Consider the following 13,483-nt stretch of genomic DNA (forward strand, 5'->3'; position numbering starts at 1 on the left):
ATAGTTTATCCAACGTTTAAAATGGATATCCATGCCATGAGGTAGAATCAAGGCTTTGCACCTGTGAATTGCTTATCAAGAATCAATCGTGCCGAGTTTACCATAAAGACAAGCTCAGAAGACACGTGGATCGCTGCTGCAAGAAGCGGATTTATGTGGCCAGTAAAAGCAAGTACAAATCCAAAGCCATCAACGCTCAACGTTCCAAAGTAGTTTTGCTTGATTGCAAAAATGGATTGTCGTGAATTTTTAATCAAGTATGGAATCTTCATCAGATCTTCTGACATCAGGACCACATCCGCAGTTTCTATGGCAACATCTGTTCCGGTCTTACCCATAGCTATTCCGATATGAGCTTTTGCAAGTGCAGGTGCATCATTTACTCCATCTCCAACCATTACAACCATCTTGTCTTTGCCATGTGTTTTTACAATATCTTCGATCTTTGAGACCTTGTCTTGTGGAAGCAACTCTGCATAATACTCATCAATGCCAACTTCTTCTGCAATTCTTTTTGCTATCTTCTCATTGTCGCCAGTTAACATTACAACTTTGATATTCATTTTTTTGATCTTGTTGATTGCTTCTTTTGCATCATCTCTTAGAGAATCCTCAAAAAATAGTGCTCCAACAAGTTGTCGGTCTATTGCAAGAAACGTGGCAGTAAGTGCAAACTGTAAAAGATTAACATCTTGCTGTCTTACAATCTGTAAAGTATGACCTGCGTTATCCTTGTATTCATTTACCAAATATTGAAACGAACTTCTTTTTGATTTCAATAATTCTGACATTCTCTGGGACGCATGTTCTGTATCGCCATCATTGATCACCTTGTCTATAAATTCAAGATTACCAAGGCTGATTTGTTGTTGATTGAATATCCTTCTTACTCCCCCTCCTACTGTAACCATGTTGGAAACAGTAGAACGCTCATTTGAAATCAGTATCCCTTCCTGAATTGCTCTCTCCTCCACTGCTCTTGCAAGGGGATGATTGATGTTTTTCTCAATCGTGGCTGCATATTCAAGTATCTTTTTGGGTGTCTCGGAGGGATCCAGAGAGACTACCTGAGAAACGACAGGCTTGCCGTGGGTTAACGTGCCTGTCTTGTCAAAGACCACTATTCCAGCACGGCTTAGATTCTCAATCTGAAGGCCCCCTTTGATGACAATTCCGCGCTTTGAGATTTTGCCTATTGTAGCAAGCAATGCTATCGGAGTTCCAACTGCTAGACCGCATGCACCTGCCACAATAATTACTGAAAGTGTTGATACGATGTTTTGTGTTACAAGATATGTTACAACAGATAGTCCTATTGCAAACTGGATAAGTCGAGTAGCCATTTTATCGCTTAATTTTTGTATCGGAGCCTTTGATGCCTCAGCTTCCTCTACAAGCTGTATTATTTTTGCAAAGGTTGTGTCTGTGGACTTCTTTTCACATCGAATTTCCAACTGTTGTGTCAAATTTATCGTTCCCGCAAATACGTGGTCTCCGATCTTCTTTTCAACTGGAAGGCTTTCTCCGGTTATGCTAGACTGATCAATTGTGGATGAGCCTGAAATTATTACACCGTCAACTGGTATTACGTCTCCTTCTCTTACAATTATTATGTTTCCAACATTTACCTGTTCTATCTCAAGTGATTGTGTTTGGCCGTCATCGTTTTTGACAAGCGCTTTTCTTGGGGCTAAACTGTATAGCTTCTCAATGTTTTTTCTCCCTTTTTTCACAATAAAGCCTTCAATAAATTCCGACATTATTGCAAAGAATGTAACAACTATTGCAGGAAGAAATTGAAACAAAGCTAATGAGGCAATTATTGCTATGACCATGGAAAGTTCCATGTTTACACGACCATTTCTTAGCGCGCCCAGTGATTCTTTGAAGAGCGGATAACCGCCAATCATCACCGTGATTGTAATGACGATTTTTCCAATCCAATCAGGCTGTATGATCTGTAGCCATGCGATAAATATCATAACTAGTCCGATTCCAACTATGCGTAGAATTTCTATCCGTTTATCATCTGGTTCCTCAGCTAACTCGTGTGCCTTTTTGGGATCGTATTCACAGGCTCCAGACATACATATCCTCTGGAGGAGGATGGGATATATTGTTTTCTGGCTATAATTTTTGGAATAAACACAGGAATTTATTTATCTAAATTAATCAGATCATCATCGTTTTCAATCTGTATCGTACAGTGATTAATCCCGAATTTTTCCCTCATCAGTACATTAATTTTTTTCAAGATCGAGTTTGCTCTGCCCATGTGTTGATGCTTTACCTTGATATGAGCTGACATGGCAACAACATTGGACGTCAGAGTCCAGATGTGAAGATCGTGTATTTCCGTAATCTCCTCAAATTTGTGAATTTCTTTTGCAACATCATCTGCCTTTATCTCATGAGGTGTCCCCTCCATGAAGATGTGGAAGCACTCCTTGCACAGAGATATTCCAGATCGCAGTATCAATCCTGCAATCCCAATGCTGATTATTACATCGATTATCGCGTTTGGTATGAACATCATCAACACTGCACCACCAATCACAGCTACTGTAGATATCAGGTCGCCCAGAACGTGTGCATACGAGCCTTTGACGTTCAGGTTGGACTTGCTCTCCTTTTTCAGGAGAAGAGCCGTTACTACGTTTGCTACGAGTCCTATTGCCGCAAAAATCAGGACTGTCGTAATGTCAACCTTGTGTGTACTGAGAAATCGTGAGTAGGCCTCATAGAAAATCCATCCAGTAATTGCAATCAGGGATACGCCGTTTGCAAGTGCGGCAAATATCTCTATTCTGTGGAACCCGAAGCTCATTGTTGAAGAATGCGGCCTTTGCGCAACCCTGAAGGCTATGAAAGTCAGCCCTATTGCAAGAAAATCTGTCAGTATGTGAAACGAGTCTGAAAGAAGGGCGAGGCTGTTGCTCACCAGTCCTCCGACTAGCTCTACCACGAATATTCCGACTGTAATTACAAATGCAATCCCAAGTTTCTTTTCAACCTGCATACCCTCATGAGAATGGTTCAAATCGTCTTCACTCTGGCATGTTGCATCATATGTTATTAACGTCGTGCTAGAAATTTATGCTCTTTTTAATAATTGTTAATAACAGAACGATATTTTCTTAACATATCTAGGTTATGATAGCATATTTTTCCATCTGCCAAAACCTGACTCCTTGACAGGCCCAAGTTCGTAACATCTTTTGCGTATGGTTCCAATGGTTCCCGCCATAACAGTTGTGGTGAGCTCTTTTGAATTCGTCAATTTACTAAAAAAATCTACGGGTCCGATGGTTACCGCCAGAACAGTTGTAGTGGGTCCTGCAAAAACAAGGCCCGTGAAAACAGTTTTAGCTGGCCCGTGGGTTTTCTAGCTCCAGAGGATTTGGATTCAAGGTTTTGTCAGAAAAAATTAGTACAAAATGGGCAGTAATCTTATAGGAGTAGCTACAAAACTCCTTTTCCTTAATTTTTTCTAATTTCTTTAACTCTCATGTTTGAATGATTTTGAATGATTTTTGTTAAATGTTTTATCTATTATTTTACAATAAAAAAGATTTGGCCCAAATCCATGTCTTGATAGTTTCCGCTCACAACATATTTTCCAGAAGGATAAGAATTATCCAGAGTTATCGACGTACTAAAACTGCCACTGTCAGTTACATCCGCATTTACTCGTACTTTGGTATTATCTGGTTTTACTATTGTCAGAACCACATATCCTCCAACGGGATTACCTACTGTTCCAGATATAGTTTCTACTAGAGGTCTGTTCATTGTTAACTTTGCATCATGATATTTTACCATTACAGTATATGATTTATCATTGTAAGAAAATATTGCTGATGTGTCTCTAGGTGCATTGTCGGCAATCTTCACATCTGCAATTCCGCCATCATCGTAATTAGCAAAGATGCCGACATTTGGTTGAATTTCTCTGGTGGTAAAAGGTCCAGAGAGTCCACTAATTGAATTGGTACGCATAAGTCCATTATTGTCTTTAAACAAGGTTTGAATTCCATTACTTTGGGATTCTGTAATAACCACTCCTTGAGGAAGATATCCTGTTAATGCGCCATTATGATTGAACATAAGAGCAGTCAAATTCCCAATAAGATTTTGCATTGCCAGTGTACCGTCTGCATCTGGCTTGCCATTTCTGTCAAATGCCATGTAATACAACGTGTTATTAATTGGAGAGATACCCCAAGTCCAAGAGTCTTCAGAGGTTGGATCAATGTTAAGTTGTGGATCAATCAAGTCGCCCTGAATTTCTGCACCTGGAGGAAAATCGGGCCTATTGGAATACGCATTAATCATGTTAGACGGAATTTTGTCAAAGATCAAGGCGACTATTTGATCACCACCTGCTTTTTGATAATCAACTGTGACTGGAGTTGGAATTGATGAGAAGTCATACAATTGGATTACGGGCCATATATTTTCCTCAATAGCATTAGCTGCAAAACCATTTGGATTCATGTTAAGAGTTTTATTTTGTCTTATCACATGTTCCATTTGGTTTGCAGTGAGCATTCCTTGTATGTTTGTGCATAGAGGAAGATTTGATGGACTAATTTTTGTACCTCCATTATTGGTGTCATTGATTGAACCAAATCCTCCTCTAGCAATCGTAAATCCCACAGTATCCGAATAGACAAGACCAGATTTTGGTGAGAATGAACTATTTGGTGCACAGAAACCGCCAAAATTCAGCCCTTTACCAGTAATTACGGCAGTGTTAGCAGCAGCAATCGCTTGATTTCTATCAGCAAAGTACGCATACCAATTTCCATCTGTTGTTTGAGCCATTCTTAATCTCTTGCCATTGACAGTTACTATTGGTTCACCGTAGGCCTGATCTAATCTGTTTATGCCAGGATCATTTACACTCACTTCAATTACTTGCGGACCTGCAAAATAATTTTTAAACAAAGAATTTTCTGTAGATACATACAAGTTGGGATTTGATGACATATGTTGAGTTGGTTCATACGATGGAAGAAGTGGTTCCATTGCGTAAGCCTGTGACATGGCAATGATTTCCATGACAATGTTAACTGTTAACAACATTATATTAAACTTGGAAAAATAATCTTTGCATTTACATTTTTCTGTTCTGGCACAATATGAAAACTGTAGTAGGATCTTATGGCAAAATGATACCATATCTATTTTATGCTTAATTTCTGATTATATTTAAGAAATTTCTTAATTTTTTATGCTGTATCAAACTGGTAAATTTCTGTGATTTGATCTTTTTCAATGTATTATGATACTGGTTTTGATGATTGATTATGATGAACTTTGTTGCCTATTCTCATGCATTCCAGTTAGCAGGAATAGTAAACGCAAAAGTAGCCCCCTTTCCTCCCATGTTGTTTTCAGTCCACATGTTACCACCATGAGCTTCAACAATGTTTTTAGAAATGAACAATCCTAGACCTGTTCCTGTCTCAGATTTTATTGCAAACTTGGTGAACAGTTGTGATAATACATCATTGTTTATTCCTGTACCAGTATCTTTTACCTTTACCAAAACATTATCATCAATCCTTTCAACAGAAATGGTAATTACTCCTTTATCCGTGAACTTGAGTGCATTGTGAAACAAATTCATTATGATTTGAGTTAATCGTGCTCTATCTGCAGTGACAAAGATGTCTTTTTTTGCTTCAAATTTCAACTCAACATCTTTTTCCTTGTAATTGGAATGTAGGTGGTAATTAAAGTCCTGAAAGAGGTCGTAGATTAGATCTTTTATGTTAAATTGTTCTTTGTTAATTTTTAGTGTATTACTTTCTATTCTAGTAACATCCAAGATATTCTCGGCTACTCTTTGAAGTCTTTTTCCACTTTTAATGATTACATCTATCAAGTTAGTTTGTGATGAGATGTCTCCTTTTTTGTCTCGAAGAGATTCTGCCAAGCCTATGATTGGCTGTATTGGAGTTCGCAATTCATGTGCTGCCACATTGATGAATTCTTTTTGCATTTTGTCCTGCACTTCCAATTTTTTATTTAATTTTTCCAATTCCTCAAATTGTTCTCTTAGGCGTGCCTCTCGTTCTTGAAGGTTCAATCTGGCTTTGTGTATCTCAGTCAAGTCTGTCAGTGCTACAGTTCTTCCAATCAAAATTCCGTGTTCGTCAAATAGACTTGTTCCTGTTAATAGCGTGGGGAAAATAATTCCATCCTTTCTTTTCATCCAAATTTCTATGCGTGAAATTTGTTGGGTTTTCTTCCATTTTTTCAGGTCATTTCTCATATCTTCTATACTTCTTTCTGCAGTATGATCAAATATGGACATCCCAATAGCTTCTTCTTTTGTATAGCCTAGTGATTTGGCATATGCTTCATTGCAGTCAGTCAGGATTCCATCAGTTGTAATACTTCGTAACAAACTAGGAGATTTTTCATAGAGGTTTTTGTATTTTTTTTCAGTCGATGATAGTTGTAGGTTAGATTGCTGCAACCTTTTGTTTGATTCTTTTATGTTTTCATGCAGTTCTAGTTCGGCCCAGAGACTTTCAAATATGAAGACATGCGAAAGAACAATTGGATTGCTACTAGAGTACGTAGTAAGACCCATTGCTTCATAAGATGTTTCTTTTGAATCATCCTTTAATTCCGCTATTAAGGAACAAATTCTATCTACTATTAGAATTGATATTTTACTTTGAAGAGTAGATTCGATAAACTGGATATGGAGTTTGCCAGGTTCTTTATTTATTCTGTCAGATAATTCTCTTATCGCATTGTCTGTGGGAACAAGAATTCTTATCGATACATCTTTTTCTTTTGCTACTTTTTTTAGCAAATCTAACAATCCTGTCTTCTCCTGACGGCGAAATGCGTTGGCAGTAGAAAGCATCACAAGGATTTCTGTCTTGGCCGATTCTATAAGATCAATTGCAACTTTTAGTGCCTTGCGTGGATTTACAATAGTTTCCATCACATGCGGTGTTACTTCGGTTTGGTTAATTCTAAATTCAGTATCAATTTCCATGTTGACCAAGAGTTGTTTTTACTACCTCGACAAAATCTTCCTTGCTTATGGGCTTTCTCAATATCTGGCTTTTTTTTACTCCTGGTAACACACTTGCAATCTCTTCGATCCCATCAAGTGCAGATACAAAGAGTATTTTGACGGATAGTGATAATTCTCTGAGTCTATTGTAGAGTTCTAGGCCATTGACAGGTGACATCCTTACGTCTGATATTACCAAGTCATAATGGGAAGGATTGACTGTAACAAAACTACGGAGGGCCTCATCCCCATTTTTAAACATGTCAACTGCATAATTTTCATCGCTCAAAATTGTGTTGAAAGTAGTCAGAGTCTCCAAGTCATCATCAACTAACATAATGTTAATTTCAGATTTGTTTTTTTGATCTTGACTCAAATTTACTTTTGAGTTTTGTAGTGTACAAAGTCTTGATTCCCGTTTAAACGGATTTACAGGATTTGGTTTTTCTACTCTCAAGATGTACACAGGGTAAGGGAATTTGAGACCGGATGAATATGTACCTAATTCAGTCAAGCGGTACTCTTGTTTATCAAGGTGTAAGTATCGCAACACTTGATACAAATCACCACCAAGTGTAATGCTGTTTGTAGGTGTAAATGAATTAATTTTAGAACACATGTTCATTGTTGCACCAAAAAGATCATCTTCCTTTGAACTTAGGGATTTTGCGACTTCTACTTTTCCATAATCTGCACTAATTCTATAGTTAATGGCTGGTAAACCTTCTTGATATAGTTTAGTGTTAACTATTGGTCTGGCATCTATCAGTGCAAGTAAACAATCAAGGATATCTTTCCATGCATCTTTGTTTGTGGAATCTTGCGATTCTGGAAAATAAAATATTAACGAATCCCCCACATTTTTCACTATTTTGGCACCAAAGCTTCTAACTATTGCCGCCATGGAGTTTAAAAATAGTGAGTAGTATTTCCTTACTTTTGCAGTGTCATAAATGCAAGCTACCTCTTTGGTAGAACTTACCATGTCTACATAACAAACGCAGTAATTTCCCGATGATGAAAAGCATACTTCTTCGTATGGAATATTGGAAAGAAAATCTGAATCTTGGGCATTATTATTGTTCATTTCTTATATCCAAAGTAATAGAAGTAATAGGAAATAATGTATGGTTAGCTGAAATTACAAGTATTAAGCTGATTTGGTAAGCAGGTTTAGAATAATCCTGTATGCATGTAATTAATATATTAGCGATCCTATGTGATGACAATTTTTGATCAATAGAATTATGTATAAACCATATTTAATATGCCACCACTGAGATACACGAACTTGCACGAATTTTATGAATTTAAATACATATCATACTGTTTGCTCTGAAGACATGTAAACTTCCTTCCCTAATTTTTATTCTAATGCTCCAAACTAGTATGTTGACAATCTGTACAAAAGGACATATGTACGGTACATACGCACCCGAATCTAATAAACAAATTCTTGGCTATTGTAAATGGTTTTAGATGGTTCTCAAAGGAAAACAAAACCACTATAACATAAATTCCTAAAGGGCTATTGATTTATCAATCAAGGTTAAAGATTCAAAAATCATTCTAAATAATGTGGGGAGATGTATTCTTATTTGTAGAGTACATGAATTAATGTCCATAAAGCGTGCCACGGTGTGTCCATCTTACCATGCATGTTCCGTTAACATTGCATGGTAAAATCTACAATCAATACAAAATCTAGAGCAGTTCTCCTCTACGTGGAACATGTCCGCCAAGCAAATGAAATATGTGTAATGTTTGGAATATCTAGAAGAACACTAACCAGATGGGTCAGCACGTACAACAGGGAGGGATTCAAGCACTAGAATCAAAGAAGCTAGGTCCAAAACATCCGCATTTTATTCCAAAGAAGATTGAGCTGAAGATAGTAAGACTCAAACAAAAACATCCATCATAGGGAGCAAGACGATCAAGTACCAGTACGATCTTCCATGTCACTGGAGGACGGTCCACCGTGTCATCAAGAGACGCCAGATGCTTGTGAGAACCAAGCCAAAACCACAACCAGCAAAAAGATTCCAGAGACGACACGTTGATTCCATGTGGCAGGGAGACACGTTTCAGTTCCGCATTTCAGGCACGGGAAAGGTGTATGTGACAGGGTTTACTGATGACCGCTCACGGTACCGTATCATATCGAAGGCATATCTGCGCAAGAGTGCTACCGAGGCAGTCAACGCACTACGTAACGCGGTCAAAAAAGGTAAGGATCTCAAGGCAACTCTACCTTGACAACGGGAGACAGTTCACATCAAAAGAGTTCTCAGGGACGAGATTACAAAATGCGGCATCAGGTCAGTCTATGGCATACCGTATCATCCACGAGGGAGAGGGAAGATTGAGAACTATCACAAGGTACTCTACAAGGATCTGATAACTCAGATCAGGTTCAGGTCACTTGCACATTTCAAGAGAGCTTGGAAAGTTTGACATGATATACAAACAATGGAGGAAGAGTCAAGCGTTAGGTTGTAAGACTCCAGAATCCATTTACAACGACAAGAAGTACATTAGCAGGCATGTCAAAAGATGATTATAACATGGACAGAGATTCTGTCAACAAACATGGACATTAATTGTGGTACACTACATATAATGATACCAGATTGAAGACAAAAATAACGTAAGATCATAGATAATAATTGGGATGACGTATTGTATCATGATAGAAAAAGAGTCGCCAAAATTTTGCAAAGGAATTTGCTGGTTTTGTCAAAACCACTGCAATATGTACAGTTATACTCATGAAGCATGTATAATAGATTATTTTAGCAAACCAAAACAGCGTCTAGTCACAGCATAGAAAATCAAATGATGAAAAATAAAACACAAAACAAAAAGTATGACATATGATCTAACTAAATTTTCATAAGTTTTTCGGGTTCTGTCAACTTACTGGCTCACTGTTCTCCTTGTAAACTCTCGGCTCATTTGTGCATTTTGAATTAATGTAATCCACTTGTTATCACCTTCTACTTTGATACCACAGGCTTCACTTGGTGTTTTCCCATCCAAGCCCATGTGCGGTCTAACGTAGTTGTGGAATATCTCATAGCCTTTCAAGATTGGTGTATCCATTTTCTTTAGTCCTCTCATAGTCTTTTCACGATCTCGTATTTCTCCGTTTAGTCGTTCCATCTTGTTATTGTTCATGTCATTTTTGAAATGAATGTGACGAATATGCTCGGTTCTCTGTTCCAAAGGTCGTGCCCAAAACTCTTTCATGTAAGCTTGTTGAAAGTTCATAGCTCCGTCTGTAATCAAGACTTTAGGCTTCTTTCCTGCTACTTTTTTACCCTCTCTGAATAATTCGTTAATGTTCTCTTTGTATTTTGTATTTCCTACTTGTTGTGCAATTATGTATCTAGTTTCGTCATCTAATAGTGCATACATGTATTTCATATTGCCTGAAATTTTCAAGAATAGTTCATCTGATCTCCAAGTGTCGCCTACTTGTGGAGTTATTTTCTCCAAATATCCGCTCATTAGTTTAGTGTATTTCTTAATCCAGTTGTAAACAGTCTGATGTGATACGTTTACTCCTTGCAGTTTCAAGAACTGTTGAACATTCCTTAATGATTCACCTGTAAAGTATAGTTGCATAGCTGAAGTGATTGCTTTAGGATTTACTCTCATTCCCTCAAATCCAATATTGAATACAAACCACTTGCCACAGTCCTTGCATGAAAATCTCTGAATGTCACCTGACTTGTTTCGTCTAATTCCGTGCTTGACTATGTTGATAGATTGACATTCAATACACTTTGAACAATCAATTTGTTCTATTACGACATTGTTTCTTTCCTTGACTTCTTTTCTTATCTTTACGCTAAACTCTACTGCGTGAATATGCTTACAGCAAATCTTTCGGTAAATGTGATCTTCGCAATCACAAATTAGTCCAGATTCGGTAGATATGACATCATGTTCTAGGTTTCTTGATTGTGATTTTACTTTGTAGTGATGTTCGTCTATTCTTCTTACTTGATTATGATTAGCTATTTCCTTTCCTCTTTCTTCACGGTTGTTATCATGTTTCAATGTATATCTATTGATTCTATACATAGCGATATTATTAAATATATCGATAGGTATCAATATGTACATGGCAATGAAGAGATTCATGGTTTCAATACCTGAAGAGATGGAACGAGCATTGGAGAAGGAACGAAAAGAGAGAATGTTGGAAACTGTCCCCGAAGTAATTCGGGTTATTCTTAGTGAATACCTAAGAAAAAAGTAAATTATCTTGGAGGACAACGATCACACTTTCCCTTAAGATTTTGTTGTCCTTCACATAAATCTAATAGAAACACTTTTCTGCTCTCATTGAATCTGTTCTTGAACGATTCATCAAGATTTTTTTCCATTGTATCAAGCTCTTTCACTATTGACATTAAATTCTGATCAAATGTTAAAGGAGAAAGAATATCCAATAATTTTTCAAGTGTAGACATATCACCTACTGCAATACTACCTTTGTTTTCCACTTCCAGTGAGGGTAACAGATCAGAACGATTTTCAGTGACATTAATCTTAATCTTACATAATGGAATATACTCATTTACATGATGATCATACATGCTTTTCATCATGAACTTCTCAAATTGTTTTTTCATAATATGGTGTTTGGTCTGACCAAGATATTCATCACTATCTGGTAAGTCTTTGAACGATTCAAGTTTTCTATCTATGTAATTGTTAAACTCTCTGATTTTTTGTTCCATTTCATCCGTTTTAACATCATAATGAGCCCTACATTGTTGATACAGTTTACCAAGTTCGTATTGTTGTAGGTGTGATTTCAGATTTTCAAAGAGATCATGATGCTCACACCAAGAGAATTTGTTGATGGTTTGTGTCTCCCAATAAACACTAGGAGATGATGCAAGTTGATCCAAAATATCATAGAAAAATTCTTTATGTTTTTCTCTTCTATCATCTAGACGGCTTCTCTTTCCCGCTATATATGTAAAAATTCCGTTAAATGCTTCCACCATGATCAATCCTATTAGTAAATAATTGGAGGCGTATGTCGTTCCAAAAAATGTGTTTATAGATTGTGTGTAGTAGATTGAAAATCCCGCTAGGATCGGTATTACCACCAATGTTATGGTTAGTATCTTTCTCATTTCTCAGATCCCCGATCGTGCCTAGCGATTTAAATGAGCCGATGGTTGACAGAGAGAAATATGAGCCATCAAGTTGACAACACCTTCTAGGATCATCTTTTTATTTTATAAAATCGTATATAATACAGCGATATGGCATCAACTGCTCGCATGTCTTGGCGAGTAAGCAACTCGCTTATTGTGATACTAGTCATAACCCTGTACATTTTACTTCCATTACCATTCTTTCTGGGTGAAAAAACTGACAGTAAAACCATGCTAACTTTTTATCAATACTCGATGCCATTTCTTGCAGGTGGGCTTGTACTGTTATTTTTATTCAAACAAAATAGAATAGCTGTTCCAACAAAAGATGAAAAACAACGAAGAGGATCTGAGAGAAGACAGATAGTCAGGCTTGGTGCAATAGCAGGTTGTATTGCCTCTTTTTCTGTCCTTGTGCCCATATTTTTGGGTGAATATGCAACACATCTGCCTCCAGGCACATATCTTTCAGTACTTGGAACAGTACTTGGAAGCTACATTGGAAATACCCAGTACAGCTTTGTGCTTGGCCTTATGGCACACTTGATAACTGGAACTGCGATAGGCGCTGTATTTAGCTGTATCATGTCAGCGTCTGAAATATTTGATTTTAGGAAAAAAAGTCAGGTGTTTGCATTTGGCCTTGGTGCAGGCTTTATCACATTTCTTGCACTGTTCAATCCAATATCGAGACTTGGCATAGAGCCATACCTGCAACAGTCGTTGCATGTTACAATGACAAACGCAGATCCAATAACCATATCCAATACTGCAAGAGAGATAATGTCAAATCTATTGGCAGGATCTCTTTTGATGCATCTGCTCTTTGGTTTCATGCTGGGAATGGCTTTCTACGTACTGGCACGAAGATATACGTGATTACGTGTAGAGTATCAGAGATAATGCCCGCTTAGCGTATCACAATTAATGTCCGCATAAACACCCACGGCATGCTTCTGATGCATGGTAAAAGTAACAGATGAAATCAGAATCAGGGCGGTCATTTTGCATACCCTCAATGGCAAACATGCAAAGGAAATTTGTTCTGCGTATGCGATATCTGACCTAACCCTCAGAAGATGGGTCAGATCATACAGGAGTGGGGGTGGCTGGAATCAGACACAAAATGGATCCATTAAAGTTATTACAACGAGGAAGTTTACATGTCTTCAAAGCAGAAATACAATAAAAATAATTCTGAACCGTATGATCAGTCTTATTAGAATCTTTAAAGTACATCACACATGTTAAGAGA

The 13,483-nt window shown here is 37.4% G+C and carries 13 protein-coding genes; 6 read left to right on the plus strand and 7 right to left on the minus strand.

Translation table 11 applies throughout. The features are described 5' to 3' along the window. Positions 1-47: 47 nt before the first annotated feature. From BQ3481_RS04400 to BQ3481_RS04420, 5 genes are all read right to left on the minus strand, one after another. Positions 48-2,087 (minus strand): heavy metal translocating P-type ATPase, encoded by a 2,040-nt coding sequence (locus BQ3481_RS04400; RefSeq protein WP_157927162.1) that lies wholly within the window; start codon positions 2,085-2,087, stop codon positions 48-50. Positions 2,088-2,155: 68 nt separating this feature from the next. Beyond that, positions 2,156-3,040: a cation diffusion facilitator family transporter gene (locus BQ3481_RS04405; RefSeq protein WP_157927163.1), complete on the minus strand. Its 885-nt coding sequence runs from the start codon at positions 3,038-3,040 to the stop codon at positions 2,156-2,158. 512 nt (positions 3,041-3,552) lie between these two features. After that, positions 3,553-5,064: a hypothetical protein gene (locus tag BQ3481_RS04410; RefSeq protein ID WP_157927164.1), complete on the minus strand. Its 1,512-nt coding sequence runs from the start codon at positions 5,062-5,064 to the stop codon at positions 3,553-3,555. A 271-nt stretch (positions 5,065-5,335) separates the two neighbouring features. Beyond that, positions 5,336-7,024, minus strand: coding sequence for an ATP-binding protein (locus tag BQ3481_RS04415; RefSeq protein WP_157927165.1), 1,689 nt, complete (start codon positions 7,022-7,024; stop codon positions 5,336-5,338). Further along, the gene (locus BQ3481_RS04420) at positions 7,014-8,132 is read right to left on the minus strand and encodes a response regulator (protein WP_157927166.1); all 1,119 of its coding nucleotides are present in this window, start codon (positions 8,130-8,132) and stop codon (positions 7,014-7,016) included. Before BQ3481_RS04420 ends, BQ3481_RS04415 begins: the two co-directional genes overlap by 11 nt. 589 nt (positions 8,133-8,721) lie before the next feature. Here BQ3481_RS04420 and BQ3481_RS11965 point away from each other — a divergent pair. The 3 genes from BQ3481_RS11965 (at position 8,722) to BQ3481_RS04430 (ending at position 9,304) form a co-directional block, all read left to right on the plus strand. Beyond that, complete coding sequence (locus BQ3481_RS11965) at positions 8,722-8,877, plus strand: helix-turn-helix domain-containing protein (RefSeq protein ID WP_394336733.1); 156 nt, start codon at positions 8,722-8,724, stop codon at positions 8,875-8,877. Continuing rightward, positions 8,838-8,969, plus strand: a complete 132-nt coding sequence (locus tag BQ3481_RS11845; RefSeq protein ID WP_255408345.1) for a hypothetical protein — start codon at positions 8,838-8,840, stop codon at positions 8,967-8,969. The genes BQ3481_RS11965 and BQ3481_RS11845 overlap by 40 nt, the downstream gene beginning before the upstream one ends. Before the next feature lie 77 nt (positions 8,970-9,046). After that, the gene (locus BQ3481_RS04430; protein WP_157927168.1) at positions 9,047-9,304 is read left to right on the plus strand and encodes a DDE-type integrase/transposase/recombinase; all 258 of its coding nucleotides are present in this window, start codon (positions 9,047-9,049) and stop codon (positions 9,302-9,304) included. Between the two features lie 660 nt (positions 9,305-9,964). Here BQ3481_RS04430 and BQ3481_RS04435 read toward each other — a convergent pair. After that, positions 9,965-11,113, minus strand: coding sequence for a DDE-type integrase/transposase/recombinase (locus tag BQ3481_RS04435; RefSeq protein ID WP_231911866.1), 1,149 nt, complete (start codon positions 11,111-11,113; stop codon positions 9,965-9,967). Between the two features lie 64 nt (positions 11,114-11,177). On the opposite strand from BQ3481_RS04435, the gene BQ3481_RS04440 reads away from it, so the two are divergent. Next, the gene (locus tag BQ3481_RS04440) at positions 11,178-11,315 is read left to right on the plus strand and encodes a ribbon-helix-helix protein, CopG family (RefSeq protein ID WP_231911867.1); all 138 of its coding nucleotides are present in this window, start codon (positions 11,178-11,180) and stop codon (positions 11,313-11,315) included. 1 nt (position 11,316) lies between these two features. On the opposite strand, the gene BQ3481_RS04445 is transcribed toward BQ3481_RS04440, so the two are convergent. After that, the gene (locus BQ3481_RS04445) at positions 11,317-12,204 is read right to left on the minus strand and encodes a hypothetical protein (protein ID WP_157927169.1); all 888 of its coding nucleotides are present in this window, start codon (positions 12,202-12,204) and stop codon (positions 11,317-11,319) included. A 132-nt stretch (positions 12,205-12,336) separates the two neighbouring features. On the opposite strand from BQ3481_RS04445, the gene BQ3481_RS04450 reads away from it, so the two are divergent. Further along, a complete protein-coding gene (locus BQ3481_RS04450) occupies positions 12,337-13,107 on the plus strand; it encodes a hypothetical protein (protein WP_157927170.1) in 771 nt (256 codons plus the stop codon). Between the two features lie 84 nt (positions 13,108-13,191). Continuing rightward, positions 13,192-13,479, plus strand: a complete 288-nt coding sequence (locus tag BQ3481_RS11970; RefSeq protein ID WP_157927171.1) for a helix-turn-helix domain-containing protein — start codon at positions 13,192-13,194, stop codon at positions 13,477-13,479. Positions 13,480-13,483 lie beyond the last annotated feature (4 nt).

It is taken from the genome of Candidatus Nitrosotalea okcheonensis (genome assembly GCF_900177045.1).
Classification (GTDB): Archaea; Thermoproteota; Nitrososphaeria; order Nitrososphaerales; family Nitrosopumilaceae; genus Nitrosotalea; species Nitrosotalea okcheonensis.

What these genes read in the sequence shown, in the direction of transcription:
- BQ3481_RS04400 (WP_157927162.1), bottom strand. Translation starts at nt 2,087, where the DNA reads ATGTCTGGAGCCTGTGAATACGATCCCAAAAAGGCACACGAGTTAGCT.
- BQ3481_RS04410 (WP_157927164.1), bottom strand. Translation starts at nt 5,064, where the DNA reads ATGGAAATCATTGCCATGTCACAGGCTTACGCAATGGAACCACTTCTT.
- BQ3481_RS04415 (WP_157927165.1), bottom strand. Translation starts at nt 7,024, where the DNA reads ATGGAAATTGATACTGAATTTAGAATTAACCAAACCGAAGTAACACCG.
- BQ3481_RS04420 (WP_157927166.1), bottom strand. Translation starts at nt 8,132, where the DNA reads ATGAACAATAATAATGCCCAAGATTCAGATTTTCTTTCCAATATTCCA.
- BQ3481_RS11965 (WP_394336733.1), top strand. Translation starts at nt 8,722, where the DNA reads ATGGTAAAATCTACAATCAATACAAAATCTAGAGCAGTTCTCCTCTAC.
- BQ3481_RS11845 (WP_255408345.1), top strand. Translation starts at nt 8,838, where the DNA reads ATGGGTCAGCACGTACAACAGGGAGGGATTCAAGCACTAGAATCAAAG.
- BQ3481_RS04430 (WP_157927168.1), top strand. Translation starts at nt 9,047, where the DNA reads ATGCTTGTGAGAACCAAGCCAAAACCACAACCAGCAAAAAGATTCCAG.
- BQ3481_RS04440 (WP_231911867.1), top strand. Translation starts at nt 11,178, where the DNA reads ATGGCAATGAAGAGATTCATGGTTTCAATACCTGAAGAGATGGAACGA.
- BQ3481_RS04445 (WP_157927169.1), bottom strand. Translation starts at nt 12,204, where the DNA reads ATGAGAAAGATACTAACCATAACATTGGTGGTAATACCGATCCTAGCG.
- BQ3481_RS04450 (WP_157927170.1), top strand. Translation starts at nt 12,337, where the DNA reads ATGGCATCAACTGCTCGCATGTCTTGGCGAGTAAGCAACTCGCTTATT.
- BQ3481_RS11970 (WP_157927171.1), top strand. Translation starts at nt 13,192, where the DNA reads ATGGTAAAAGTAACAGATGAAATCAGAATCAGGGCGGTCATTTTGCAT.